Annotated in this window: 28 protein-coding genes; 8 read left to right on the top strand and 20 right to left on the bottom strand. The window is 37.1% G+C overall.

Going from position 1 to position 22,541, the window contains the following annotated elements:
• Nucleotides 1-90: 90 nt before the first annotated feature.
• The 5 genes from CC204_RS14035 to CC204_RS14015 all read left to right on the top strand — a co-directional run bounded on the left by CC204_RS14035 (nt 91) and on the right by CC204_RS14015 (nt 3,563).
• Nucleotides 91-819, top strand: a complete 729-nt coding sequence (locus CC204_RS14035; protein ID WP_157894300.1) for a MerR family transcriptional regulator — start codon at nt 91-93, stop codon at nt 817-819.
• Nucleotides 816-1,451: a GNAT family N-acetyltransferase gene (locus tag CC204_RS14030; RefSeq protein WP_088270733.1), complete on the top strand. Its 636-nt coding sequence runs from the start codon at nt 816-818 to the stop codon at nt 1,449-1,451. The genes CC204_RS14035 and CC204_RS14030 overlap by 4 nt, the downstream gene beginning before the upstream one ends.
• Nucleotides 1,420-1,752: a YbjQ family protein gene (locus tag CC204_RS14025; protein ID WP_088270732.1), complete on the top strand. Its 333-nt coding sequence runs from the start codon at nt 1,420-1,422 to the stop codon at nt 1,750-1,752. Before CC204_RS14030 ends, CC204_RS14025 begins: the two co-directional genes overlap by 32 nt.
• Before the next feature lie 68 nt (nt 1,753-1,820).
• Nucleotides 1,821-2,267 (top strand): MarR family transcriptional regulator, encoded by a 447-nt coding sequence (locus CC204_RS14020; protein WP_088270731.1) that lies wholly within the window; start codon nt 1,821-1,823, stop codon nt 2,265-2,267.
• A 99-nt stretch (nt 2,268-2,366) separates the two neighbouring features.
• A complete protein-coding gene (locus tag CC204_RS14015) occupies nt 2,367-3,563 on the top strand; it encodes an MFS transporter (RefSeq protein WP_088270730.1) in 1,197 nt (398 codons plus the stop codon).
• Nucleotides 3,564-3,663: 100 nt separating this feature from the next.
• Here CC204_RS14015 and CC204_RS14010 read toward each other — a convergent pair whose 3' ends face one another.
• Genes CC204_RS14010 through CC204_RS14000 form a run of 3 tightly spaced genes read right to left on the bottom strand, consistent with a single transcriptional unit; the run spans nt 3,664 to nt 5,693 of the window.
• Nucleotides 3,664-4,434 (bottom strand): ABC transporter permease, encoded by a 771-nt coding sequence (locus CC204_RS14010; RefSeq protein WP_088270729.1) that lies wholly within the window; start codon nt 4,432-4,434, stop codon nt 3,664-3,666.
• Nucleotides 4,427-5,362 carry an ABC transporter ATP-binding protein gene (locus CC204_RS14005; protein ID WP_088270728.1) on the bottom strand — a complete coding sequence of 312 codons (936 nt, stop codon included), beginning with the start codon at nt 5,360-5,362 and terminating at the stop codon, nt 4,427-4,429. The genes CC204_RS14010 and CC204_RS14005 overlap by 8 nt, the downstream gene beginning before the upstream one ends.
• Nucleotides 5,363-5,408: 46 nt before the next feature.
• Complete coding sequence (locus CC204_RS14000; protein ID WP_088270727.1) at nt 5,409-5,693, bottom strand: ArsR/SmtB family transcription factor; 285 nt, start codon at nt 5,691-5,693, stop codon at nt 5,409-5,411.
• Nucleotides 5,694-5,921: 228 nt separating this feature from the next.
• On the opposite strand from CC204_RS14000, the gene CC204_RS13995 reads away from it, so the two are divergent.
• Nucleotides 5,922-6,896, top strand: a complete 975-nt coding sequence (locus tag CC204_RS13995; protein WP_088270726.1) for a tRNA dihydrouridine synthase — start codon at nt 5,922-5,924, stop codon at nt 6,894-6,896.
• Nucleotides 6,897-7,046: 150 nt separating this feature from the next.
• Nucleotides 7,047-7,685, top strand: coding sequence for a Crp/Fnr family transcriptional regulator (locus CC204_RS13990; RefSeq protein WP_088270725.1), 639 nt, complete (start codon nt 7,047-7,049; stop codon nt 7,683-7,685).
• 44 nt (nt 7,686-7,729) lie between these two features.
• Here CC204_RS13990 and CC204_RS13985 read toward each other — a convergent pair whose 3' ends face one another.
• Nucleotides 7,730-8,251 carry a hypothetical protein gene (locus CC204_RS13985; protein ID WP_088270724.1) on the bottom strand — a complete coding sequence of 174 codons (522 nt, stop codon included), beginning with the start codon at nt 8,249-8,251 and terminating at the stop codon, nt 7,730-7,732.
• A gap of 174 nt (nt 8,252-8,425) precedes the next feature.
• On the opposite strand from CC204_RS13985, the gene CC204_RS13980 reads away from it, so the two are divergent.
• The gene (locus CC204_RS13980) at nt 8,426-8,617 is read left to right on the top strand and encodes a hypothetical protein (protein WP_088270723.1); all 192 of its coding nucleotides are present in this window, start codon (nt 8,426-8,428) and stop codon (nt 8,615-8,617) included.
• Between the two features lie 110 nt (nt 8,618-8,727).
• Here the strand turns inward: CC204_RS13980 and CC204_RS13975 are convergent, their stop codons facing one another.
• From CC204_RS13975 to CC204_RS13905, 16 genes are all read right to left on the bottom strand, one after another.
• Nucleotides 8,728-9,579 (bottom strand): formylglycine-generating enzyme family protein, encoded by an 852-nt coding sequence (locus tag CC204_RS13975; RefSeq protein WP_088270722.1) that lies wholly within the window; start codon nt 9,577-9,579, stop codon nt 8,728-8,730.
• A 15-nt stretch (nt 9,580-9,594) separates the two neighbouring features.
• A complete protein-coding gene (locus tag CC204_RS13970) occupies nt 9,595-10,371 on the bottom strand; it encodes a sulfite exporter TauE/SafE family protein (protein WP_088270721.1) in 777 nt (258 codons plus the stop codon).
• The gene (locus tag CC204_RS13965) at nt 10,368-11,480 is read right to left on the bottom strand and encodes a radical SAM/SPASM domain-containing protein (protein WP_088271729.1); all 1,113 of its coding nucleotides are present in this window, start codon (nt 11,478-11,480) and stop codon (nt 10,368-10,370) included. The genes CC204_RS13970 and CC204_RS13965 overlap by 4 nt, the downstream gene beginning before the upstream one ends.
• A gap of 93 nt (nt 11,481-11,573) precedes the next feature.
• Complete coding sequence (locus CC204_RS13960) at nt 11,574-13,046, bottom strand: sulfatase-like hydrolase/transferase (protein WP_088270720.1); 1,473 nt, start codon at nt 13,044-13,046, stop codon at nt 11,574-11,576.
• Between the two features lie 12 nt (nt 13,047-13,058).
• Nucleotides 13,059-14,960 (bottom strand): beta-glucoside-specific PTS transporter subunit IIABC, encoded by a 1,902-nt coding sequence (locus CC204_RS13955; protein ID WP_088270719.1) that lies wholly within the window; start codon nt 14,958-14,960, stop codon nt 13,059-13,061.
• 100 nt (nt 14,961-15,060) lie between these two features.
• Nucleotides 15,061-15,885 carry a PRD domain-containing protein gene (locus tag CC204_RS13950; protein ID WP_088270718.1) on the bottom strand — a complete coding sequence of 275 codons (825 nt, stop codon included), beginning with the start codon at nt 15,883-15,885 and terminating at the stop codon, nt 15,061-15,063.
• A 392-nt stretch (nt 15,886-16,277) separates the two neighbouring features.
• A complete protein-coding gene (locus CC204_RS13945; protein WP_157894299.1) occupies nt 16,278-16,739 on the bottom strand; it encodes a MarR family winged helix-turn-helix transcriptional regulator in 462 nt (153 codons plus the stop codon).
• A gap of 5 nt (nt 16,740-16,744) precedes the next feature.
• The gene (locus CC204_RS13940; protein ID WP_088270716.1) at nt 16,745-17,518 is read right to left on the bottom strand and encodes an SDR family NAD(P)-dependent oxidoreductase; all 774 of its coding nucleotides are present in this window, start codon (nt 17,516-17,518) and stop codon (nt 16,745-16,747) included.
• Nucleotides 17,519-17,634: 116 nt separating this feature from the next.
• The gene (locus CC204_RS13935; RefSeq protein WP_088270715.1) at nt 17,635-17,928 is read right to left on the bottom strand and encodes a hypothetical protein; all 294 of its coding nucleotides are present in this window, start codon (nt 17,926-17,928) and stop codon (nt 17,635-17,637) included.
• Entirely contained in the window at nt 17,879-18,073 is a 195-nt protein-coding gene (locus CC204_RS21210; protein WP_157894298.1) for a hypothetical protein, read from the bottom strand. Before CC204_RS21210 ends, CC204_RS13935 begins: the two co-directional genes overlap by 50 nt.
• A 540-nt stretch (nt 18,074-18,613) precedes the next feature.
• Nucleotides 18,614-19,288: a hypothetical protein gene (locus CC204_RS13930; protein ID WP_088270714.1), complete on the bottom strand. Its 675-nt coding sequence runs from the start codon at nt 19,286-19,288 to the stop codon at nt 18,614-18,616.
• Complete coding sequence (locus CC204_RS13925) at nt 19,281-19,712, bottom strand: hypothetical protein (RefSeq protein WP_157894297.1); 432 nt, start codon at nt 19,710-19,712, stop codon at nt 19,281-19,283. The genes CC204_RS13930 and CC204_RS13925 overlap by 8 nt, the downstream gene beginning before the upstream one ends.
• Before the next feature lie 418 nt (nt 19,713-20,130).
• Complete coding sequence (locus CC204_RS13920; RefSeq protein WP_157894296.1) at nt 20,131-20,571, bottom strand: DUF4279 domain-containing protein; 441 nt, start codon at nt 20,569-20,571, stop codon at nt 20,131-20,133.
• A 12-nt stretch (nt 20,572-20,583) separates the two neighbouring features.
• On the bottom strand, nt 20,584-21,843 hold the full coding sequence (locus CC204_RS13915) for a T7SS effector LXG polymorphic toxin (RefSeq protein WP_157894295.1): 1,260 nt from the start codon (nt 21,841-21,843) through the stop codon (nt 20,584-20,586).
• Nucleotides 21,815-22,186, bottom strand: coding sequence for a hypothetical protein (locus CC204_RS13910; RefSeq protein WP_088270710.1), 372 nt, complete (start codon nt 22,184-22,186; stop codon nt 21,815-21,817). The genes CC204_RS13915 and CC204_RS13910 overlap by 29 nt, the downstream gene beginning before the upstream one ends.
• 9 nt (nt 22,187-22,195) lie before the next feature.
• On the bottom strand, nt 22,196-22,480 hold the full coding sequence (locus CC204_RS13905; protein ID WP_088270709.1) for a hypothetical protein: 285 nt from the start codon (nt 22,478-22,480) through the stop codon (nt 22,196-22,198).
• Nucleotides 22,481-22,541: the final 61 nt, after the last annotated feature.

Below are 22,541 nucleotides of genomic sequence, written 5' to 3'. Positions count from 1 at the left end.
GGTTTTTTTACTAAAAGATTTTTATCCCTTTCCTTGACTGTGTGGTTACCACACGATATATAATGGAGACAATCAATGAGGAGGCTAGCTATGAAGAAATTAACCACTGGAGAACTTGCTGAACTATTTGCTATCTCGAAATATAAAATCAGACATTATATTGATGAGCAGTTACTGACACCTGAACGCAATCAAGAAAATGGCTATTATCTTTTTGACGAAGCCGATATTTACAAATTGTATCAAATCATCGTACTTAGAAATATTGGCTATTCACTGTCTTCAATAAAACAAGTTTTCGCCGGTTCATCTATTTTGAATTCTCTCAAAAATGCTGAGTTACAGCTACAACAACAAATCGATGAGCTAACTGCTATCAAAAAAACCGTACAAGATATTATTCAAGCCCAGATCACTTATAAGTTAGATGAGCTTATCTTCCTAAAAAAAACAACACGTTACTTTAAGAAAGCGCCCGTTGAAATCCTGACTGGAAATGAAATCGACTTACTCAAAGCAACTAAAGCAGGCTTCACTTCATTGGATAATGTGTCTTATATTTCTTCCGGCCAATCTATGATTCCTAGCTTCGAAGGGACAAAAGCAGAACATGATTACTTATTTTCTCAGGGTACGTACGGGTGTAAAAGTTTTATTGTCCATAATGAATCAATGCTCGAAAGAGAAATCGATTGCTTTTTAGCTGACCCGCTTTTAAACATCACAGCTACCCCTTCTGAACTGTTGATTTACGAAAATGTCCTATGTGCCTTAGCTTATAATGATGTGACTGTTTATACTCTTGAGGTGAAATTATGAACATCGTGATAAATAAAGCGAAAGATTATCCTTTAGAACGACTGATTGAAAAAGTTACTGAACTGATCTATCAAGGATTTGAAGCAAAATTTACTGCAACATTGTTCTCCAAAGAACAAGCAAAAAAAATCACTGCTCTCTTAAGTTACTTTCTTTGCACAACAAAAGAAAATCAGTTGCTGATCGCTGAATCAAATCAGGAAATATGCGGCTGTCTCTTTTTAACGGAACAAGAAGATACCTATTATTATTTAAAACACTTGATGAGGGGGAAATTTACTTTACTAGACCGTTTAAAAATTTCTTTACTGCTTATGCTTCTCTCCTATAAACCTAAAAAAGGAGAATTACATATCGATTTTATTTCTATTTTGCCCCGTTACAGAAATAAAAAAGTTGGTCACCTGCTACTATCACATTGTCAAAAAATAGCTAAACATCAACAAAAGTATTTAAGTTTATACGTTGCAAAAGACAATACACCGGCACTTGTGCTTTACCAAAACAAGGGATTCTTTTTTATCAAAAAAACAACTAGTATACTTAGTCAGCTCATTGTCAAAAATAAACAATGGTATTTTATGGAATGGAGGAATCAGCATGAAAATCGTTACAACCGAAACAATTACTAATACAACTATCCTTGATGTAAAAGGGACAGTATTTAGCGAACAGGTTATCTCAGTCAATATTGTAAGAGATGCATTAAGTGGCATTAAAGGAATATTCGGCGGAAAATCCTCAGCATATTCAAACGAATATGCTGAAGCTCGTAAAACTGCATTAACAGAATTAAAAAATAAAAGCTCCTCATTGGATGCCAATGCAATTCTTTCTTTGAAGATCAATTATGACCAATTTATCAACTCCGATATTTTATTGATCATTGTTACAGCTTACGGTACAGCTGTAACGATCGAGTCAATATACTAACCTTCTGATTTTTGTTGCAAAAGAAACAAAAAGCTCCTATACTAAAGAAAAAGTACAAAGGAGTTCGCATGGATAATAGACAACAGTTAATGAGTGAACTGATGGATCTCTGTAATGAAATCATCTGGCTCAATAAACCAGAATTAGAATCAGCTTTAAATGGCTATACCTTAAATGAAATCGAATTGATCGAACATATTGCTCTTATCCCTGAAGCAAATGTCACAAAACTCGCTGCTGCAAGCTACATGACTCGTGGTGCTATTAGTAAATTGACTAAAAAATTGCTCACTAAAAATATCATTCAACGCTATCAGAACGAAGATAATAGAAAAGAAATCTATTTTGAACTAACAAAAAAGGGGCAAGAAATCAACGCGATCCATCAGCAATTGCATGAAGCCTTTTTGCAACGTGATCAAGATGTTTTCGCACATATGACGAAAGAAGAATTTGATACAATTTTCAGGTTTATCGGTCGATACAGACATCATCTAAAAAATATCACTAAGTAAGTGGTATTTTTTCTTCGCATTTTTTTGTTGACAAAGAAACAAAATAAGATTAAAGTAATATTGTTTCCTCAGAAACAATATCATTGAAGGAGAATTTTAATGACTCATTCTATCAATAAACATGCGTTGATTTTTGGTTTTACTACTGTTTTTTTAACTGGATTAGGTTTAACTATCGTTAGTCCAGTATTGCCATTTTTAGTTTCTGATTATACAAAAGATCCTAGCAAACAGGCAACGATCGTCACTTCACTCATGTCAGTTTATGCTTTAGCCGTTTTTATAGTTGCACCTATCTTAGGCTCTTTAAGCGACCGCTATGGGCGCCGACCTGTACTGATCCTCAGTTTGTTAGGTTCAGCTTTGGGTTACGTTATTTTTGGCATAAGCGGAGCTCTTTGGGTCCTTTTCCTAGGTCGAATCATCGAAGGAGCGACTGGGGGAGAAATCTCTGCGATTTTTGCTTATTTTGCAGATATCACTCCTGAAAGCGAACGAACAAAATATTTCGGCTGGATCAGCGCACTCGTCGGTGTCGGAACAACGTTAGGTCCGATCATCGGCGGTACTCTGGCTACATTCGGTCATCGAGTTCCGATGTATGCTGGAGCTGTTGTTACTTTATTAAACGCGGCATACGGGTATTTTTTCATGCCGGAAAGTCTCGTAAGATCAAAACGTACACCTAAGCTGAAAGTAAAACAGCTTCATCCCTTTGGTCAACTATCAAATAGCTTCTCCCTTCTATCAATCAAATGGTTATTGCTCACTGGCTTTCTTGTTTGGCTGCCAAATGGTTCATTGCAAGCGATTTTTTCGCAATTTTCAATTGATACTTTCGCTTGGCAGCCTGTTCTGATCGGTCTAACTTTTTCGATCATCGGTATACTGGATATTTTCTCCCAAGCATTCATTATGCCTCGTTTATTAAAAATCATGCCAGATAAAACTATTGCTTTGGTAGGGATGATCAGTGAACTTGTTGGATACTTTTTTATTGCCTTATCGGCACTTACTGCCCACTCTGGATGCTTCCTTTTAGGGATGATTTTCTTCGGTTTAGGTGATTCTGTTTTTGGGCCTTCTTTTAATGGAATGTTATCAAAATCAGTTAGTGCAAGTGAGCAAGGTCAAATTCAGGGGAGTGCGCAGAGTATGCAAGCTTTGGCTCGCGTGATCGGACCGTTGATCGGCGGACAATTGTATGCTGTATTTAGTCATGCAGCGCCCGCATTTATGGGAATTTTCTTGATTGGATTCGCTGCTTTTGTTCTAAGAATATCTACAATCAAATGAAGTGTTTTCCCACATATACTGCTGAAAAGAAGAGCCCTAGACAAAACGAATACCTAGTTTTGTCTAAGACTCTAATTCATAATAAAAAATGAGTAATAACTTAACTTCTCAAGCCGCGTCCTTTATCGATCAAGTACCAGCATACAGAATAAAGCACCACGATAAAGAGAATTAAAATGGCTAGTGATAATGCTACTGGCACATCTTCTGTTCCTAAAAAACCAAAGCGAAAGCCTGAAATCATGTAAACGATCGGATTTATTTTTGAAACAGCTTGCCAAAATGGCGGCAACATTGAAATCGCATAGAAAACACCGCCAAGATAAGTCAACGGCTGTAAAACAAACGTTGGCACAATCGACACATCATCAAAAGACTGCGCGAAGATCCCATTTAATAGCCCTGCTAAAGAGAATAAGATCGCCGTCATTAGAAGTGTCACGATCACCATGAACCATGAATAGACGTGCAGGGGAACAAAAAATAACGAAATCATCGTAACTAGTGTTCCAACTAGCACGCTTCGGCCAAGACCACCGAAGACAAAGCCCCAAATGATCACATGTGTCGGTACTGGTGCAACCAACAGCTCTTCAATATTTTTCTGGAATTTCTGTGAGAAAAAAGAAGAAGATACGTTTGAATAAGAGCTTGTGATAGCTGACATCATGATCAAGCCAGGGACGATAAATTCCATATAAGAAAAGCCACCCATATCTCCGATCCGTCCTCCAATCATTTTCCCAAAAATAATAAAATACAATGATGTCGTAATGACTGGCGGTACTAAGGTTTGGACCCAGATCCGCAGGTAACGATTTGTTTCTTTGACTGCTAAGCTTTTTAAAGCTGTAAAATAAAGATTAGACATTTTTTTCCTCCACGTGATGTTCTTCTTCAGTGATTTTCAGAAACAGCTCTTCCAAACGATTTGATTTGTTACGCATGGATAGAACCTTGATTCCTTGGTCACTCAACTGTTTGAATACTTCATTGATTCCTTGATTACGTTCAACTTCCACTTCAAGTGTCTGTTCATCCTCAAGAAAACTCTTATAGCCAACGATTTCCGGTCTCTTATCCGATGGAGCCAAGTCAAAGATAAACGTTTCAAACTGTAATTTTGCCAAAAGAGATTTCATGCTTGTATTTTCGATCAATTCCCCTGATTGAATGATCCCAATATTACGGCAAAGCATTTCTGCTTCTTCTAAATAATGCGTCGTTAAAATGATAGTTGTGCCACTTTCATTCAATTCACGCAAAAACTCCCACATTTCACGACGCAGCTCGATATCGACCCCAGCTGTCGGTTCATCCAGAATCAACAAGCGCGGCTCATGCATCAGCGCACGAGCGATCATCAAACGACGTTTCATCCCGCCAGAAAGCATCCGTGCACGCTCATTTCGTTTTTCCCAAAGATTTGACTGCTTCAAATATTTTTCACTGCGTTCCAGCGCTTCTTTTCGTGATACCCCGTAATAACCGGCTTGATTGACTACGATTTGCTGGACGGTTTCAAAGGGATTAAAGTTGAATTCCTGTGGTACTAAACCAATTTGCTGTTTCGCACGTACCAGATCTGTATCAAGGTCATAATCAAATACTTTGACTTTTCCTGAAGTTTTATTGACAAGCGACGTAATAATTCCGATCGTTGTTGATTTTCCTGCACCATTTGGTCCTAAAAGCGCATAAAAATCCCCTTCCTCAACAGTTAAGTCAATGCCACGAAGCGCTTCAACGCCTGTTGCGTATACTTTTTTCAAATCCTTTATTTCTAATGCATAGCCCATTTAATAAAAATCTCCTTCTTTAGATCCATCTTATTTGATCCATTCTTCACTGTTGCTCGTTCATCGCTAACAATTGTGTCATCGACAACATAAACTCTTTCACAAATGCCTCTTTTAGCGTATAGTGATGCCACTGGCTTTGCTTGCTGACCGAGACGATGCCAGCTTTTTCCAATACTTTCATATGATGAGAGAGTGTTGGCTGCGTAAAATCAAAATGCTTCAATACATCACATGCGCACATCGTACCATTTGAAAGAAGATCGATGATTTTCAAACGCTTAGGATCAGCCATCGCTTTGAGTACACATGACGTTTCATCATAGTTCATTTTAAGTCACTCCCTTACATAGATAATTGTCTATGTTAAATATAAATTAATGTCCTTTTGTTGTCAAGGCAGACTAGAATAAGGAGCCCACTCTAAGATAAAGCCACTCCTTCTGACTCATTCCTTATCGTATAAAGCGCTCTTTGTTTTTTGCTTCTTTCCCTAATTCCTTGTATAATAAGGATGTTTTTCTAAATCATAATATAGCACATAGAGTGGAGAATATAGATGACAACAAATTTTTGGTCAGAATTACCGAAACCCTTTTTTATTTTAGCACCGATGGAAGATGTAACAGACGTTGTTTTTCGTCATGTCGTTCAAAAAGCTGGCGCACCTGACGTCTTTTTCACTGAATTTACCAATTCAGATAGCTATTGTCATCCCGACGGCAAAGAAAGCGTTCAAGGACGCTTAATCTTTACAGAAGATGAACAGCCGATGGTCGCACATATTTGGGGAGATAACCCCGATTTCTTTCGTGAAATGAGTATCGGTTTAGCTGAAATGGGCTTTAAAGGAATCGATATCAACATGGGCTGTCCCGTTCCAAACGTTGCTCGCCGAGGGAAAGGCAGCGGTCTGATTTTACGACCAGAAGTAGCAGCTGAGCTGATCGAAGCCGCTAAAGTAGGCAACTTACCTGTGAGTGTCAAAACGCGCATCGGCTACAAGGACATCGATGAAATGGAAGACTGGATCACGCATTTACTGAAACAAGATATCGCAAATCTTTCTATCCATTTACGGACACGGGAAGAAATGAGTAAGGTTGATGCCCATTGGGAAATCATCCCGCAGATCATGGCGATTCGCGACCGCATCGCACCTCAAACCTTGATCACCATCAACGGCGATATCCCTGATCGCCAAAAAGGACTAGAACTTGCAGAACAATATGGCGTCGATGGAATCATGATCGGCCGTGGAATTTTCAAAAATCCTTACGCCTTTGAAAAAGAACCAAAAAAGCATTCTACACAAGAACTGCTGGGCTTATTGCAGCTGCAGCTTGATCTACAAGATCACTACGCAGAGCTAGCACCACGATCGATCGTTGGCTTGCACCGTTTCTTTAAAATCTATGTCAAAGGATTTCCAGGCGCAAGCGATTTACGGGTTCAATTGATGAATACAAAATCAACCGATGAAGTGAGACAACTCTTGGCTTCATTTACCAAACAAGACACTCCTGAATCTTAAGCACACTTGTTTTTCGAACATGGGATATCGTTTTTTATTACGAATAAATGGCAGTAACAGAAGAAAATCTTTTGTTGCTGCCTCTTTTTTATGTATAATCACACTAAAAAAACAGTTATAATAAAGTAAGACAAAAGAAAAGAGCATGCTATGGAATTATTTAAAAACAACCAAGAGCTAATCGATTATTTAAAGACAACCGATTCGATGCACAACATTGCAGAACGAACGCTAGAAAAAGGGCATTCGATCGTAACAGAATTTGATAAATCCGACCATTTATTTTTTTTGGTAGACGGTATTCTTTCAGTAGAAGTCATAACTGAAGCAAACAGTTTTATTTCTTCGTTTATTTTTAGCAATGACTTTTTTGGTTTAGACACCTTTTCAAGCTATCAAACGAAAGATCATGCGATCAGCGTTCTCAGCGCAAGAGCAACGGTGATCAAAATCAAAAAGGACTATTTGCTTACGACACTTAATGCACACCCTGACTACTACGAGCTTCTTCTGACAAATTTTGCTGATATTTTTCAAAGGCATTATCGTTTTTTCGATTTGCTTTCTTTGTCGCCAAAAGACAGAGTTCAAACATTATTGATCTATCTTGCCGATTTTGTTGGAGAATTGAATGACTTGGAACAACTCGAAATTCCAGCTGTGTTCACACAAGAAATCTTAGCCAAATTTTGTCGTACTTCTCAGTCCCGTATCTCAGTTTGCTTAAAAGAATTACATCAGGAAGGATTCTTGATTAGAAAGAAAAGTCCGTTTATACTAGCACAATAAAAAAAGTTAGACAAAACTGACGGACAGATTTGTCTAACTTTTGCTTATTTATTGTCAATAAACGCAAGGATCTTCTCTTTAAATACTTTGCTGTTTTCGTTTTTAGAAGCACTTGCAAATACATCAACGTCCTCCGGCTGATGAGACCATACACCTGAATCTGCTGTTAAAAAGATACCCATTTTTTTATCGCCAATATGCTCCTCGATCACAGCACGAGAGTCTCCAGGCGGTTCACTTGATTGAACCGTTCCAAAAACCACTACTTTATCCCATTTACTAAAATCTGAGTCCATTTCTTCTATGGGCTGTATTTCCATATAGATTTTTTGGGACTCTACTTCTTTTTTTACTTCATCCATTATATCATTTTTGAAGGCTCGGTCTTGAGTATACACGACGACCTTTGTTGCAGCTGTAGTATTTTTTAACTCTTTATTTATGATCTCTTCTTGCTTCGTTCCTTGAATTCTGCTCAGCCGATAGTAGCCTAAAAATCCTCCTCCACCAATGACTGCCAACACGATCACTAGTAATGCGATTCGAACGCTTTTTTTCTTCAACATATCAATTCCTCCTATACTGAACCCTTTTTATCAGTATAGAGAAAATTTTTTGTATCATTTATATCACAGGTATAAATGACATCAGTTTTACTTCCATTGCATAAACGTGATTCCAAACGTAATTGATTTTCATTACCTGCCTCCTTCTAAAATCAAGGAAATCCAGAACTCACATTGACTTTACGCGTCACAAAAGCAGATGGCGAACAATACGATGCTGAAATCACAAGAGTCATGTTAGCTGAAAGTGCTGAAAAACTAAATGTTGGTAAAGTAGTCGATGTTTTGTATTTACCACAAGATCCTCAATCAATTGTTATTACATCACAATCGATCATTGTCTCGGTTAATGAATCCGGTTTTTAAAGAATTTACGTTCGTGGTAGTTAACTGTACAAAACAAAAACCAATGCATTCTCTTCAGTTATTTGAAGAAGCATGCGTTGGTTTCTTTTTTTAAATCCTATCAAGTTCTGCTATTTTACACACCGAAACCCCAAATTATTCGCAGCCGACATACCAGTATTCCCATTTCGAGCAGCAATTCGATATCGTTTACAATAAGACTGATGACATAAAAAAGACCCTCCACGAGTAGCATACATCTGATCAGCTATTTTTTGATGCTTCTCCCAAAAATAGCTGCTGTCCTTCTTTTGAAATGCTGTTAAGTCGATACGGGCGGGATTACTGCACCATTCCCAAACATTTCCGATCGGCTGATAAAGTCCATAAGCATTTGCTTCATACCATTTAGCTGGTGCCGTACTCGCAAAGCCGTCTTCTAATGTATTTTTTTGGGGAAAATCACCTTGCCAAATATTACAGTGATAGGAACCATTCTCAAGTAAATCCTCCCCCCAATAATACTTTTCGAAATCGGTTCCGCCTTTCGCTGCAATTTCCCACTCTGCTTCTGTAGGTAACCTTTTTCCAGCCCACAAACAATAAGCAACTGCATCATTTCGAGATACTTGAACAACTGGATGATCCCACCGTTTTTCGATAGATGAGTCTGGCCCTTCTGGATGTTGCCAGTCTGCGCCTTCTACTGCGTACCACCAACTCATATTCGGGACTTTTTCATTCGCTTTTTTTATTTCTTCACTTACAAAATAATGAAAAACAAAAGACCAGCCAAACTTTTCAGCCTCTGTAATATAGCCTGTCTCCTTAACAAAAATGGCAAATGCTTCATTCGTCACTGTTATTTCATCAATGCTAAAGGTAGGATGCTGAATAGTGATTTGCGGTCCTTCATTATCCGTAAGAAATCCATCTGGCTGATCCGTACCAATTTTATATACTCCATCTGGTATAACAATCATAACGTTCCCTTCTTTCTATAACAATTGGCAAGCATTATACAAGTTAATAAGTAAAACTAGAATAATCACACCTTGGAAAATCAATGTTACTTTCTTCGATGATAGCGTGTTGCTTAGATTTGCCCCCAGTAGACCGCCAACGATGGCAGCTGGAATGATAAACCATAACATCGTCAAATCGTATCGACCAAAACCGGTAGAACAAGCGATCATGACTAGCTTAGCAAATTGAGAAAAGAAAATCGTGCAAATCGAATAAATCGTGGCATCCTTGATTGGTAAAGAAAATAGCAGCATCAGTAACGAAACGTTGATCGGCCCTCCGCCTATTCCTAACAAACTCGCTAAAAAACCCAGAACAAAACCACAAGATAAATACCAAAAAACATGCGTCAAATGGAAGTTTCGCCAATCATATTTGGTATAAAGTAAAGCAAAAACTAAAGTGATCACTGTTAACGAAATTTGAATCAGCTGGACACTATCTTCATTGCCAAACCAGCGCAGAAAAGTTTCAAAGACAACATTTCCAAGAATCCCTCCTAGAATAGCACCAGCAGATACCCAACAGACGATTTGCCAATTAATTTTGCGGCCACTCATTAGTTGACGTGAAGTAGAAACGATCGACATCGTAAAAACCGCAGTAGCAGAATAAAAAGAAATCGAAGCTACATTATGCGCACCAATAAAATCAAAAATCGGTTTAATCAGCACACCGCCCCCCATACCAGAAACGGCTCCTACGGTATTCGCTAGTACGATCACAATAAAATAAAGAATCCCTATCACACTCTTACCCCCTGTAGCAACCTCAGTATCTCCTCTATTTTCGGTATAAATTCCTTTAAGACCTGTCGGTAGCCGCAACTTCCTTGTTCATCTACGTAGACAGCATCCTTCATTCGTTTACAACCACCACCGCACATTTGCTGAAAAATGCAACTATGGCATGTTTGAGGGAGTGCTGTCCGCTCACAAATGAATCGTTTGGAGGTCTCTTGTGTGAACATTTCCCGCAAAGAGTTTTCCTGAATATACCCCATTCGATATTCATCTAACACATAAAAATCACACGGATATACACTGCCATCTGCTTCGATCACATACTGAACTTGACAATTGCCTAAAATACCGCAGGCACTTACTTGCTGATGCACCAGCAAATTTATTAAATCATCGAACAACTTAACACTTATATAGCGGCCGGCTTTCAATTCTTCTAGCCAAAGAGTCAGCATTTGATGATAAAAAGCCGCAAAATGGTTTGGCGTTAAAGCGTAGCTGCTTTTTTCTACTGAATCTAACTCATCAAGGCAAGGAATGAACTGCACATAATCGATTTCCTCTTCTTTTAAAAATCGAAAGACGTTCTCACCCTCTTTTGCCAGCGGATTGGTTAACACACACAAGATATTGTAATCAATCTCATAGCGGTCAAAAAGTTTCTTCGTTTCCAACACACGATAAAAAGTTCCACGTCCTTTTGGATCGACACGGTTTAAATCATGATACAAAGGATGTCCATCAATGGATAATCCTACTAGAAAATGATGTTCTTTGAAAAATTCACACCACTTCTCATTGATGACCATACCGTTCGTTTGGATCGCATAATGCACTCGAACATGCTTTTTTTGTTGACTTGTCAGAGCAGCGATGTTTTTAAAATAATTCAATCCTGCCATAGTCGGTTCCCCGCCTTGAAAAGCTAACGTTAGCTCATCCCCGTCTTCTAGATCTATGTATATGTTTTCGATCATCTTCTTTGCAACATCCTCTGTCATTTTCCCGTACGATCGAACGTCCCTAAGAGAACTGACATTAGCGTAAAAACAATAGTTACAACGAAGGTTGCACATAGACGACGCCGGTTTGATCAAAACAGATATATGTTTCATCATTTCACCTTGTTTCCTGATTTCTATCATTCCCTTTGGGAAAGCAGGCGCTTCTTTAGTTATAATAGCTCTAAAGAAACGCCATTTCCTTTTCTATTTTTGAATACCTAAGCGTTCATATTCACTATCTGGTGCCTCAATTTTATTCATCATTTTCACTAATTTACTCAACATTTCAGCCTCGATCTGTGCATCCCGGATCGGCCGCTCCTGTTTGGGATCATTTGCTAAATCAAAAAGTAAATGTCCTATAGAATACGAATCAATGTAGGTCGTTACTGCAATTTCTGTATACGGATATTGATTCGTAAACCGATTCCCTGGTTTTATAGTGAATTGATCCAACATCTCTTTCTTCAAAAAGCCGCGCATCATCGCATAGTTCAATGTCTGGATCGTATTTGGGCCATTGTCTGGATGAACGGATGCACGCATATATACATAGCGGCCGTCATAAATATTTACATGTCCTCCATTAGTTCCAAAAATAATTTCAGGATGCAGCTCTTGTTGCTCTTTTTTTAATATCGGCAGCAAGGATTTACCATCCATTTCCAGCTGATTTTCAATGCCAAAGTAATCCAGCAATGTAGCTGGAATATCGATCGTTTGGCTAAGTGTTTGACAGTGATTGCCTGTCGTGCTGTCAGGATAACTGATAAAAAATGGCAGATGAATGATTTCTTCGTACATCGGTGCTACATTTTTCCCGATCCAGTCATGCTCACCAAGTAAGAAGCCGTGATCCGTATTGATGATCACCAAGGTATCTTCCCACATGTTATTTTCGTCCAGATAATCTAAAAGCTTTCCTAAATGCACATCACACATGCTAACTAGTGCAGCGTATTCTTTTTGCAACTCTACTAAATCATCGTCATCCACATCTTCCGTCACGCGTCCATATTTAGGCCAGAAGTACGGACGATCTGTCGGCTGTTCCTGATACATCTCACGATACTTTTCAGGTACATAAAATGGTTCATGCGGATCGAAACATTCAATTTGTAAAAACCAGTCCTCTTCGGTCTTGTACGCATCTAAAAATTCTAAACCAGCCTTTATTGTCAAGGGACTGGACATCGTTTCTTCTACGGTTTGCTTTTGACGATTAGCGAAATGTTGCTCGACTGAAATACCAGTCTTATTCAAAGGATTTTGTTCTGGATGATCTTCGCCCAGCTTTCTAGGTGCCCAGCGATCACCTTCCTGCCCTCGAAAGCCTTCCCAAGTAGAGTAACGATTATGATAAGTCGCTCCGCCGTCTTCAAAATAATGCGAGTGGTCGGTTACCAGATGGCAGTAGATTCCATTTTTTTGCATCACTTCAAAAATCGAATGATCAAACGGCTCCAACTGTCCCCACATACGATGCATAAAATTGTACCGTCCCGTGTGCAATTCCCGCCGAGCCGGCATGCACGGCATACTCCCTCCATAAAAATTATCAAAGGTCGTTGTTTTTTCTCTTAATCGCTGAAAATTGGGTGTCTTCATCCACTGATTGCCGTAATTGGATAAAAAGTCCCGTGATAACGTATCAAACATGATCATTATTGCTCGCATGATGTTACTCCTTTACTTAATAATAATTAATTCACTCTCTGCAATTTTTTCTACCACATCAAGATACTCTTTCGTATTCGTAACAACGATCGGCGTATCGATCGAATAGCCAGCTTCTTGAATCGCAGCGCCATCAAACGCTAAAAGCAGCTGTCCTTTTTTGATGCTCTTTCCTTGCTTCACATGAGGCGTAAAATATTTCCCTTCTAAATTCACGGTGTCCATCCCAATATGGATCAAAAGCTCAATACCTTCCTCAGATTTTAAACCAATCGCATGATTTGTTGGAAACAGTGTTTCAACCGTTCCATCAAAAGGTGCATAAACTTTCCCATCACTTGGACGCACAACCAGCCCTTTTCCTAATAAGCCTGTAGAAAAGGCAGCATCCTCTATATCTGACAATGGATAAACCTCTCCAGTAAGTGGAAGCGGCACTTCCAGCTCCGTCATCAATCCCGTTTTGGCTGGTTCCACTGTGCGGCCTTCGTTATCTTTTTTTTGTTGTGCTTCACGATCTGCCTTTGGATCATAGAAGAAAGTCAATGTTAGACCAAATGAAAGAACAAACGCTACGACGATCGCAAGCGCATAGCCATAAAAACCGCTACCGATCCCCTCATCCGGACTAATATAATTCGGTAAACTAAAAATCCCCATACCACCCATAATGAAGGACTTCGTTCCAAAGATCCCCATGATCAGACCGCCGACAGAAGCTGAAATCAACGTAGCGATAAACGGTTTTTTCCGCGGCAAAGTAATGCCGTATAGAGACGGCTCAGAAACACCAAACAAGCTAGAAATAAAAGCTGGAATTCCCATCGCACGAACCGATGTGTTCCGAGATTTAATGATCACCGCTAAAACAGCACCTGCTGTTGCAAATGGTGTCGCTTGACCTAAAACCATCACAGGATCATAGCCTAAAACACTAATATTATTGATTGCGATCGGGATGATTCCCCAATGCAAGCCAAACATCACTAGCACTTGCCAGACCGCACCTACTGCCAGACCTGCGATCACAGGACTAAACGTATAAATCGCCAAAACAGCTTTACCTAAAAGATCCCCCATCCAAGTAGCCATTGGTCCAATCACGATAAACGTTAACGGCACGATAACTAAAACAGTCAAAAAAGGAACCAAAAAGCTTTTCAAAACACTAGGAATAATTTTTGTCAACGCCTTTTCAAATTTTCCGCCAAAGAAGGTGGCGATGACGATCGGGATCACACTTGAGCTATAGCTCATCAAAATAACCGGAATCCCTAAAAAAGTAATGTAGACAGGAGATTCAAAAATCGTTCCCGAAAATAATGTATACAAAGGTTCTGCATTGGTCGTTAAGTTAGCAATCGCTGGGTATACAAGCGCTGCACCCAATGCCATACCTACAAATTGATTCAGTCCAAACTTTTTCGCTGCTGTGTACCCTAAAAATATGGGGAAGAAATAAAAGAAGCAATCTCCAGCAGCTTGCAAGATAGCATATGTTCCTGATGTATTCGTGATCCAGCCTAAAGAAACAAATAGCACATTCAGCCCTTTGATCATCCCTGTCGCAGCCAACAAGCCTAAAACCGGAGTAAAAATCCCTGAAATAATGTCAATAAAGCTATCCAGCAACCCTTTTTTCTCTTCTACAACATTCATATCTGATGATAAACCAGCAGCTTCGATGAATTCCTTATACACTTCCGGCACATGATTGCCAATGACCACTTGATATTGGCCGCCGCTTTGAACAACTGTTACGATCCCTGATACTTCTTTCAATTTATCTGTCGCAGCTTTTCCTTCATCTTTGAGATTGAAACGTAAACGAGTAATACAATGAGTTAATCCATTAATATTTTCTTTTCCTCCAACACCGCTCAATATTTCTTGTACTAATTTTTCATAGGCCATTTTTTTCTTCCTTTCTAAATTTCATATAAAAAGGCAAGACAAACAAAGACTCTCCCAAAGAAAGTTTTTGTCAGTCTTGCCTGCTTTACCAGTAACAACCCTAATCGTTCTCTATTAATTTTTGAATATGCAAAGTCAAATATAACTGCTCATCGTCACTAAGTGGCGAGTCAAGATACTCCTCGACCAATCTCATCGTCTGAAATGCTTGGTCATATTGCTCTTTTACATTTGTCAGCAACGAATTCGGCTTTGAGACGACTTCTCTACGACTCAATCGTTGAAAGAAAAAACGTAAATGCGTCACAAAACGGTCATAAGCCAGAGAATCTTCATTGATGGTCAATTTATTGGATAAACGTATGATCGTAACGATATCGCGAATCTTCTTAGCCGTCGTTTGTGCATCAATGGTTTGTAACCCATCCTCATTGATCTGAGCATTGATCAAATGCATCGCAATATTCCCTGCTTCCTCATCTTCTAAAGTGACCTTCATTTTTTCTGCAATCAGCTGCAATGCCTGTTTTCCCACTTCAAACTCTTTAGGATAAAACTTTTTGATCTCCCAAGATAAATGATTATGTAGAGACAATCCTTGCTGATGTAACTTTATTAAGTTGAATAAATGATCGGTCAAAGAAATATAGAGCATTTCGCTTAGCTTATAATGCAGTTTTTCTTTTGCTATTTGGATAATATCATCTGTTAAAGAAAAATATTCAATCGGAATCGAAGAAATCAATGCTTCAAAACGCTGATAGGAGGTCTTTTCTTTTAATACAAAAATTTTCTCGATCTTACCTTCATCTGCTTCCAACCCCGGTTTCATTTTAAACCCTAATCCTGTCCCGATCCAGATAAAATCCTTACCGTCTTTTCCGACCAGCACAGCATTATTATTCAGGATCTTTTTGATCTTCAAGACTCAGCTCACCTCCATAAGCACATAAAAAAACAGGCATACCTTAGCACACGTGTAGTACCCACACATGTAATAAGGTATAGCCTGCTTTATCAGTAACTACCCATTTGATTGTTTTAAATATAAACGATTTAAACTGAAAATGCAAGCGTTTTTTTACGTTTCAGAGTACGAAACAAAACTGAACTTTCGTTTATCCCGTACTCTTTCCTTTAATTACAGTAACTGCGTAACTATCGTTTGATCATCCAGTCAACACTTAACGAATAGGAGCATTTATCCGCGTGTCATTGCCACTCCGGTGACATCATAGTTGAAATCAGCTCATCGCAGAATACTAAATCGATATCGATCTTATCATCATGCAGAAATCCAGTTCCAACAGATGATCTCTAAGCTTCTATATTTTTCCTTTTTTCAATTTTATTAAGCGTTTTGGTTCCTTCCACCTGTTTTTTTAGCACCTCTATCAATTGCTCTACAGTAACCTCATTATTAAAACCAGACTTAATATCGTCATTAAATTCTTCCTCGATCACTGCGGCTTTCTTTACGACGGCCATGCCTTCAGAGGTGATACAAATATTGACTATTCTGCTATCCTGTTTACTATTTCTTTTTTCTACCAAGTTTTTTAAAACTAACCGATCGATCAATCTACTTGGATTCTCTGAGCCACAAATAAGTAATTCACCAATTTCAGAGATAGATAGACCATTTTTTAAAGATAATATTTTTAGTATTTCGTATTGACTGGGCGTGATATTTATCGCTTTTAATCTGCGAGCATAGTTTAGCTCGCCTTCTCTATCAACGGCTTTAATGAGATACCGCAATTCTTCGATATAGTACAAAAAAATCACTCCATTTGTTTTTGCATTATATTATACACTACTTTTACCATTTTTTTTCTAGGCAGCAATCTTGGCAAAAAGGTGCTTGTAAAATAATTGTTGAAGCCATCGATTTTTGAGATTTTCCTTTTGTTCAACGCATCGATCGTTACTTGTACAACATGTTCCGGTGTACGTAAATTGCCGTATGATACACCGCCACCAGATGAAAAGAAGTTGGTGTCTGTCGCCCCAGGACTTATGGCGAAAATCTTTACATTTGTTTTAGAACATTCCATCGCCAATGCTTCAGTGAACGATAAGACAAAAGCTTTACTTGCAGCATAGACAGCCATATTTGGTATAGGATGATACCCAGAAGTTGACGCTACATTGATGATGGTTCCCGTATTTCTTTTTAACATCGGCTCAAGAAAAAGTTTGGTTAAATCAAACAATGAAAGAACATTCAAATTTATTTGATCATGTTGATTCTCATAACTCAACTCGTTTACAGCACCACTTAAACCATACCCCGCGCAATTTATCAATGTCTCAACAAATACATCCGGTTTTTGAACCAAACGATAAATTTCTTGTGGACTTTTTTGTTCAGATAAATCGAAAGAAAATGTTTGTACCTTGATCTTAAACTCTTTTTCTAATCGTTGCTTTAAATCAGACAATCTTTCTTCTGACCTAGCGATCAAAGTCAAATTCTTTTTCTCTTTTGCGTAATACTCCGCAAAAGCCTTTCCTATTCCTGAAGATGCACCTGTAACCAACGTGTATTTATTCATGATTTCTCTCTTCATTTTTCGTGTTTAGACATGCATGTCTAAACACATAATAGCATATCTTGAAAAAGAATCAAGCAGTCGCAGGTAAATAAATTTAATCCTACAATAAAATAAGATCACATATCACTGACATTTTTCGCCTCAGAGGTCAAACCCAAAGCCACCATCAACTGCCATGGTAGCATGCCTCCAATGACAAGTACCGCGCCATTGATCACTACAGTAACAGCCAGATCCTTCACTTTTTCATTTCTTGAATAATAATCAAACGACGTATCTGCAAATGCCATTTTCTGATAATCTTCGAAGCTGATATCACCGATTTCCTGTTTCATTCTATCATATTCTACACGAAGATAATCAGTAAGTGGAGAACCGTTTCCTAAAAGATCCTCTTGCCATCGTTTCATAGCCCATGATGTTCATGTTGCTTAGCTTTTCTATCAGTGAGTCCATTGAATCATAAAATGGCTGATCGATGTCCGCTGGGAGTGTGTCTTGGATCTTAAAAGTCTTTTGTGCCAATTTGGCGATCCGCTCATCTAGATCATCCACCAACACACCATCCATGGATTCGATATCGATCGCATTATCTACATCATATCGATCACTTTTTGAAGCTGACCTGTGATTCCTGATAATTCACCAGCGCGGTTAAAAACATATTTATAGTTATTGAGTCATTTAAAATTTTTTTATTTGATGAACTTTCTGAAAAATAAAAAAAGACCTGTATAAACATCAGTCCTCAAAAATATTATATATAAGTGCAACTTTTTGAATATTTTTGATAATATGTGATATTTAAAAAAATACCTAAACACTTGTGCTAAAACAAGTGAAAAAACTATTCGGGTAATTATTATGATTAAAAAGAAAAAGACAGATTTTAAAAACTCGATTCATGTTCACAGAACAATGAAAAGACATACCACACAAAAACTCACTGATAACATAGGTATCTCTAGATAAACAATTATTCAACTAAAAAAATATCATTACAATCTATCTTTAAAGACTTAAATTGAAAACAACAAAAAACAGAAAGCGACTTTAACTTCAAATAACTTTCTGTTTTTCACATTTTTATTAAGTTTAATCTACAGATATGCTATGGACAAATTTCATTAATTCAAGACCTAGTTCATTATTTGCATAAGACTTTCTACCTTTTTTTGTATATTCGACGCTATAATTTTCTTTTTGTTTCCAATCAATAGTCGATTTTATTGTGATAGTTTCTATATTATCAGCAAAATTTTTATGAACGATAAAAATATAGCCAGAATTCTTCAAATAATCTACAATTTCTTTAAATTTTTTCTCGCCAATATATTGATTACTATCCAAAAGAACCATATCACCTTCAGAAATTGAAATAATCAAATTCAAAACATCCTCAGAAATACGCCTATTATCAAAGACTTCTTTAGACATTATTGTTAAATAATATTCGCCTGATTGAATATATGAAACTGCTACTAATGTTTCTGATAATCCTTCAATATTTATAATTTTCTCCTCTTCTCTCGGATACCAAATCAATGTTCTACTACTTTCAATGGTTGGTATACTCCATTCCGTGTCAACGAATGAATTGAGTAAAATTTCACTATTATTGACCATGATTTCTGTCTCTGAGGAAATTTGACATTCTAAAAACTGTTCTGTCGATATATTTTCAGCCAATTCATTTAATATTACAACTACTTCACCATACGTGACTTCTTCATTTTGAAGTAAGTCATCTATATAAATAAGTTTAGACATAGGGCACCTCTTTTTCAACAATGTTTAAACACCGGGTAAATCCATCTTCAACGGGATAGAATACAATGTAGTTTTCAATATTCTCTCCCTGATTTGGATGTTTGATCTGTTGACTAAAAGCACTAGAATCCAAGAAGTTGTTATTACTAATAAAGAGTTCTGGAGGTACTGTATTAGCGTCTACTAATTGCCAAAACAACTCCCCCCAATCTTGTATTCTTTTGGATTGCCCGCATTGGATTCTTATCATTATTTTAGGACCGTTGATTCCCCTATTCTCTAGTTCCTTTCTAATAGCATCTATAATTACTAAACAATCTTCGTAATTAAATGTATCTTTATTTATGAAAAAATCAATATGCTCGGAATGTAGGCGTTTAGAACACTCTTCCCATTCATTAATAAATTCTTCTATGTTCTTCATTTGCTTTCCTTTCTTTATGGAAGTTTCCAACCTATATCTTGTAACCATTTTAATATCTTCTTAGTCAGTTTGGGTGGTTGACCACTAGAGTTATGTCCCCAAGTTCCATCTCTATTTAAAGTCCATCTAGAATCATCAAAATGAATATGATCTTGTGCATCCTCTACATCACTAAATCCCTTATCCGCTCTTTTTACCCCTTTTGGTGCTTTTTATCATTGACCAAAAAAATTTTTAAATCATATAATATTAATGTCGTACTTTAAACTATAAAAATAGACACAGATAAATTTCTCTTTTATCTAATGCCTATTTATTCTTAAGTTATTAATAAACTCTATTTACATCATATTTTATAAACTAAATGAACTTTTATTTTCATTTTACTATCAAAATATTTCTTAACTATGCAATAATACTAACTTCCAGAATCTTCTTCATAAGTAATTATATCAAAACTTATTTCAGCATTAATATCATTTAGAAAATGAATCATTGGTATGTCTACTACCATTGCTGGAAAATCGCCATCATAACAATCTATTGATAACACTACAGCATATTTAATTGGTTCAGCATCCGCCATTTTTTTCAGAATACTTGTTTTAGGTTTAAATTTACTTAATATCTCCTGATATGCTAAAGTAAAATCATACATTTCATGGAATGTTTTACTATAACTCCAACTATGTCTTGGCTGATATTCTTCAGGTAGATTAGTATTATTTTTTATTGCATCTGGCCAATCATCTTTAGTTCTAACTTCTGTTGGTTGTACTTCTAATATCCTTGTCATATTTGTTAAATCAAAATTTTTGCCCACAGCAACAAAGCTGATTTCTATTTTTGGTAATTCCATAAGTTCCTCCATCTATTTTATAAAGTAATGACCGGTTTCAATAAGTATATTTCCACGCTTAGATTTCAATAAAATTTGTCCTGTGATAGTATCATATAACATATCAAATTTTGAAATATCATCTTTTCCAACAAAAGTCCTTTTAAAATCATGTGCATCATCATATCCATTTTTCTTAGCTTGCTCATTAGCTGATTTATTCCCTTTTATAGTTTTTAAACTACGTTGCTCTCCTGCCCCTCCTTTAGAAGCAAAATTACTCGTTGTTAATCCATTGATCCCATCAACAGTTAATGCAACACCAGCTGCTGTCACTACGACACCTTCTGTTACTATCACACCGTCAACCAAAATCCCTATTCCACCTGTTGCCAATGTTACAACAGCGCAGCCACCTATTGTGCCGATAATACCAGTGATCGTTGTTACTACACCTAATGTTGTTTTCACAACATTACCTACAATATCTAAAAATTGAGCAACCGCATCTATACTTCGATCAAGCCAACTTTCTTTCATCGCTTCTGTTAGCTGAGCCGTGAGCTTCTCATCTCTCACTCCATCTGTGTAGACAACATAGACGACATTTCCAGCATCATCTAACTCTGTTACCGTTTCAACTCGACGTTTTGGTTGTTTATCATTATAACCTTTTATATTTTTAAACCACTGTTGATTACTATAATCAACAATTCTATATCCGTCTCTTGGATTAAGAAAATTCGCTGGATTACCTAATTGCGCTAGCCCTGTATTTACGTCACTAATCAAACTAGATAATTCTGAATAGTGGGATGCATGGCTAGATTCAAACGTTTGATATTTCTGTAAAATTTCTATTTCCTCTTTGAGCGGTTCAATACTCTGTTGTTTAAAAAATTCACCCAATACTGGAACGTTCTCCATTGACTTGGCTAAATCACTCATCAGATTAGTATATTCATTTTGAGCCGTTTGTAATTCTCTATACAAATCAGCTAAATCTTCTGTATCTAGTAGTTCATCAGTTTTACCAACCTCACCAACAAAGTCTGTCAAATAGCTATTTAAGCTGTTATCCATTTCATAATAAACGTTGAACAGCGCTTTGTCTATCTCTTGATAGGCCTTGAGATGAGTTACAGTTGAAATCCAACCGCTTCCTAATAAATTTCTATTTCCAGCTAATCCATCAATTGAACTCGTAATAGAAGAAAAGCTGCTTACTGCATTTAATCGTTCAGAACTAATACTACCTTTTACATCATTTAACTCCTCGTACATTATTTTCATTGAGATCCTCCTTTCTATTTTTTTCATATAATTGTTCAGCGTTTTCATAAACCACTTTTCTGTTTAGTAAAACTGATTCTATTTCTTCATCCGCAATTGAAAACACTTTTGCAAATTCTCTTTGCTTTTCTTCCAGCTCATCTAATTTTTTGTAGACCTGTTTTTCTGAATCTGTCCCTTTAGAATAATGTAAAATCCGTTCCCAAATTTCTTTTTGTCGATCGATTGCTTTTTGACAATCTTCATAGACAAACGGAATATCTGCTATTTTTCTTTTCAAAACATTTAAATTTTCTTCTGCTTCTTCTACATTCATTCTTAAGTGAATTAAGTCATTATCCATTCATCCACCTCACGCTTGCATCGTTGTTGAAATGCGGTCCTTTATTTTTGTATCCGCTTTTTCAATTGCATTATGTACAGCTCGAACATTTACTACTTCTGTAGACAAACAAGTTTTATAAGTACTAATTGTTTGTTGAAAAGTTAACATTAGTGTTTTCAACTCATCTGTCGCTGGACTTGTTGAGGTATTGATGCTATTTGTCGGTTTAAAATCTAGATTGCTACTTGCCATTAAAACGTCCGTTGTAAATTTAGTCACTGCATCTCCGTCAGTACTAATTGTTTCCCCCATTTTCTTCACGCTCCTACTATCTTCAATTTTGACTTTTATTTACTCAAAGTAATTATAACAT

This window comes from Enterococcus wangshanyuanii, assembly GCF_002197645.1.
GTDB lineage: Bacteria > Bacillota > Bacilli > Lactobacillales > Enterococcaceae > Enterococcus_L > Enterococcus_L wangshanyuanii.
This window is presented reverse-complemented; position numbering and strand designations above follow the sequence as displayed.

Excerpts from the sequence above, each read along its gene's own strand:
- CC204_RS13975 (WP_088270722.1), bottom strand. The coding sequence starts at position 9,579 with ATGATTGTTATACCAGATGGAGTATATAAAATTGGTACGGATCAGCCA.
- CC204_RS13905 (WP_088270709.1), bottom strand. The coding sequence starts at position 22,480 with ATGGGGGAAACAATTAGTACTGACGGAGATGCAGTGACTAAATTTACA.
- CC204_RS13990 (WP_088270725.1), top strand. The coding sequence starts at position 7,047 with ATGGAATTATTTAAAAACAACCAAGAGCTAATCGATTATTTAAAGACA.
- CC204_RS13995 (WP_088270726.1), top strand. The coding sequence starts at position 5,922 with ATGACAACAAATTTTTGGTCAGAATTACCGAAACCCTTTTTTATTTTA.
- CC204_RS13935 (WP_088270715.1), bottom strand. The coding sequence starts at position 17,928 with ATGAAACGATGGCAAGAGGATCTTTTAGGAAACGGTTCTCCACTTACT.
- CC204_RS13960 (WP_088270720.1), bottom strand. The coding sequence starts at position 13,046 with ATGCGAGCAATAATGATCATGTTTGATACGTTATCACGGGACTTTTTA.
- CC204_RS14010 (WP_088270729.1), bottom strand. The coding sequence starts at position 4,434 with ATGTCTAATCTTTATTTTACAGCTTTAAAAAGCTTAGCAGTCAAAGAA.
- CC204_RS13915 (WP_157894295.1), bottom strand. The coding sequence starts at position 21,843 with ATGAAAATAATGTACGAGGAGTTAAATGATGTAAAAGGTAGTATTAGT.
- CC204_RS14000 (WP_088270727.1), bottom strand. The coding sequence starts at position 5,693 with ATGAACTATGATGAAACGTCATGTGTACTCAAAGCGATGGCTGATCCT.
- CC204_RS13985 (WP_088270724.1), bottom strand. The coding sequence starts at position 8,251 with ATGTTGAAGAAAAAAAGCGTTCGAATCGCATTACTAGTGATCGTGTTG.
- CC204_RS14005 (WP_088270728.1), bottom strand. The coding sequence starts at position 5,362 with ATGGGCTATGCATTAGAAATAAAGGATTTGAAAAAAGTATACGCAACA.
- CC204_RS14035 (WP_157894300.1), top strand. The coding sequence starts at position 91 with ATGAAGAAATTAACCACTGGAGAACTTGCTGAACTATTTGCTATCTCG.
- CC204_RS14015 (WP_088270730.1), top strand. The coding sequence starts at position 2,367 with ATGACTCATTCTATCAATAAACATGCGTTGATTTTTGGTTTTACTACT.
- CC204_RS13965 (WP_088271729.1), bottom strand. The coding sequence starts at position 11,480 with ATGAAACATATATCTGTTTTGATCAAACCGGCGTCGTCTATGTGCAAC.
- CC204_RS13920 (WP_157894296.1), bottom strand. The coding sequence starts at position 20,571 with ATGGAATTACCAAAAATAGAAATCAGCTTTGTTGCTGTGGGCAAAAAT.
- CC204_RS13940 (WP_088270716.1), bottom strand. The coding sequence starts at position 17,518 with ATGAATAAATACACGTTGGTTACAGGTGCATCTTCAGGAATAGGAAAG.
- CC204_RS13925 (WP_157894297.1), bottom strand. The coding sequence starts at position 19,712 with ATGAAGAACATAGAAGAATTTATTAATGAATGGGAAGAGTGTTCTAAA.
- CC204_RS13955 (WP_088270719.1), bottom strand. The coding sequence starts at position 14,960 with ATGGCCTATGAAAAATTAGTACAAGAAATATTGAGCGGTGTTGGAGGA.
- CC204_RS14025 (WP_088270732.1), top strand. The coding sequence starts at position 1,420 with ATGAAAATCGTTACAACCGAAACAATTACTAATACAACTATCCTTGAT.
- CC204_RS14020 (WP_088270731.1), top strand. The coding sequence starts at position 1,821 with ATGGATAATAGACAACAGTTAATGAGTGAACTGATGGATCTCTGTAAT.
- CC204_RS14030 (WP_088270733.1), top strand. The coding sequence starts at position 816 with ATGAACATCGTGATAAATAAAGCGAAAGATTATCCTTTAGAACGACTG.
- CC204_RS13930 (WP_088270714.1), bottom strand. The coding sequence starts at position 19,288 with ATGTCTAAACTTATTTATATAGATGACTTACTTCAAAATGAAGAAGTC.
- CC204_RS13910 (WP_088270710.1), bottom strand. The coding sequence starts at position 22,186 with ATGGATAATGACTTAATTCACTTAAGAATGAATGTAGAAGAAGCAGAA.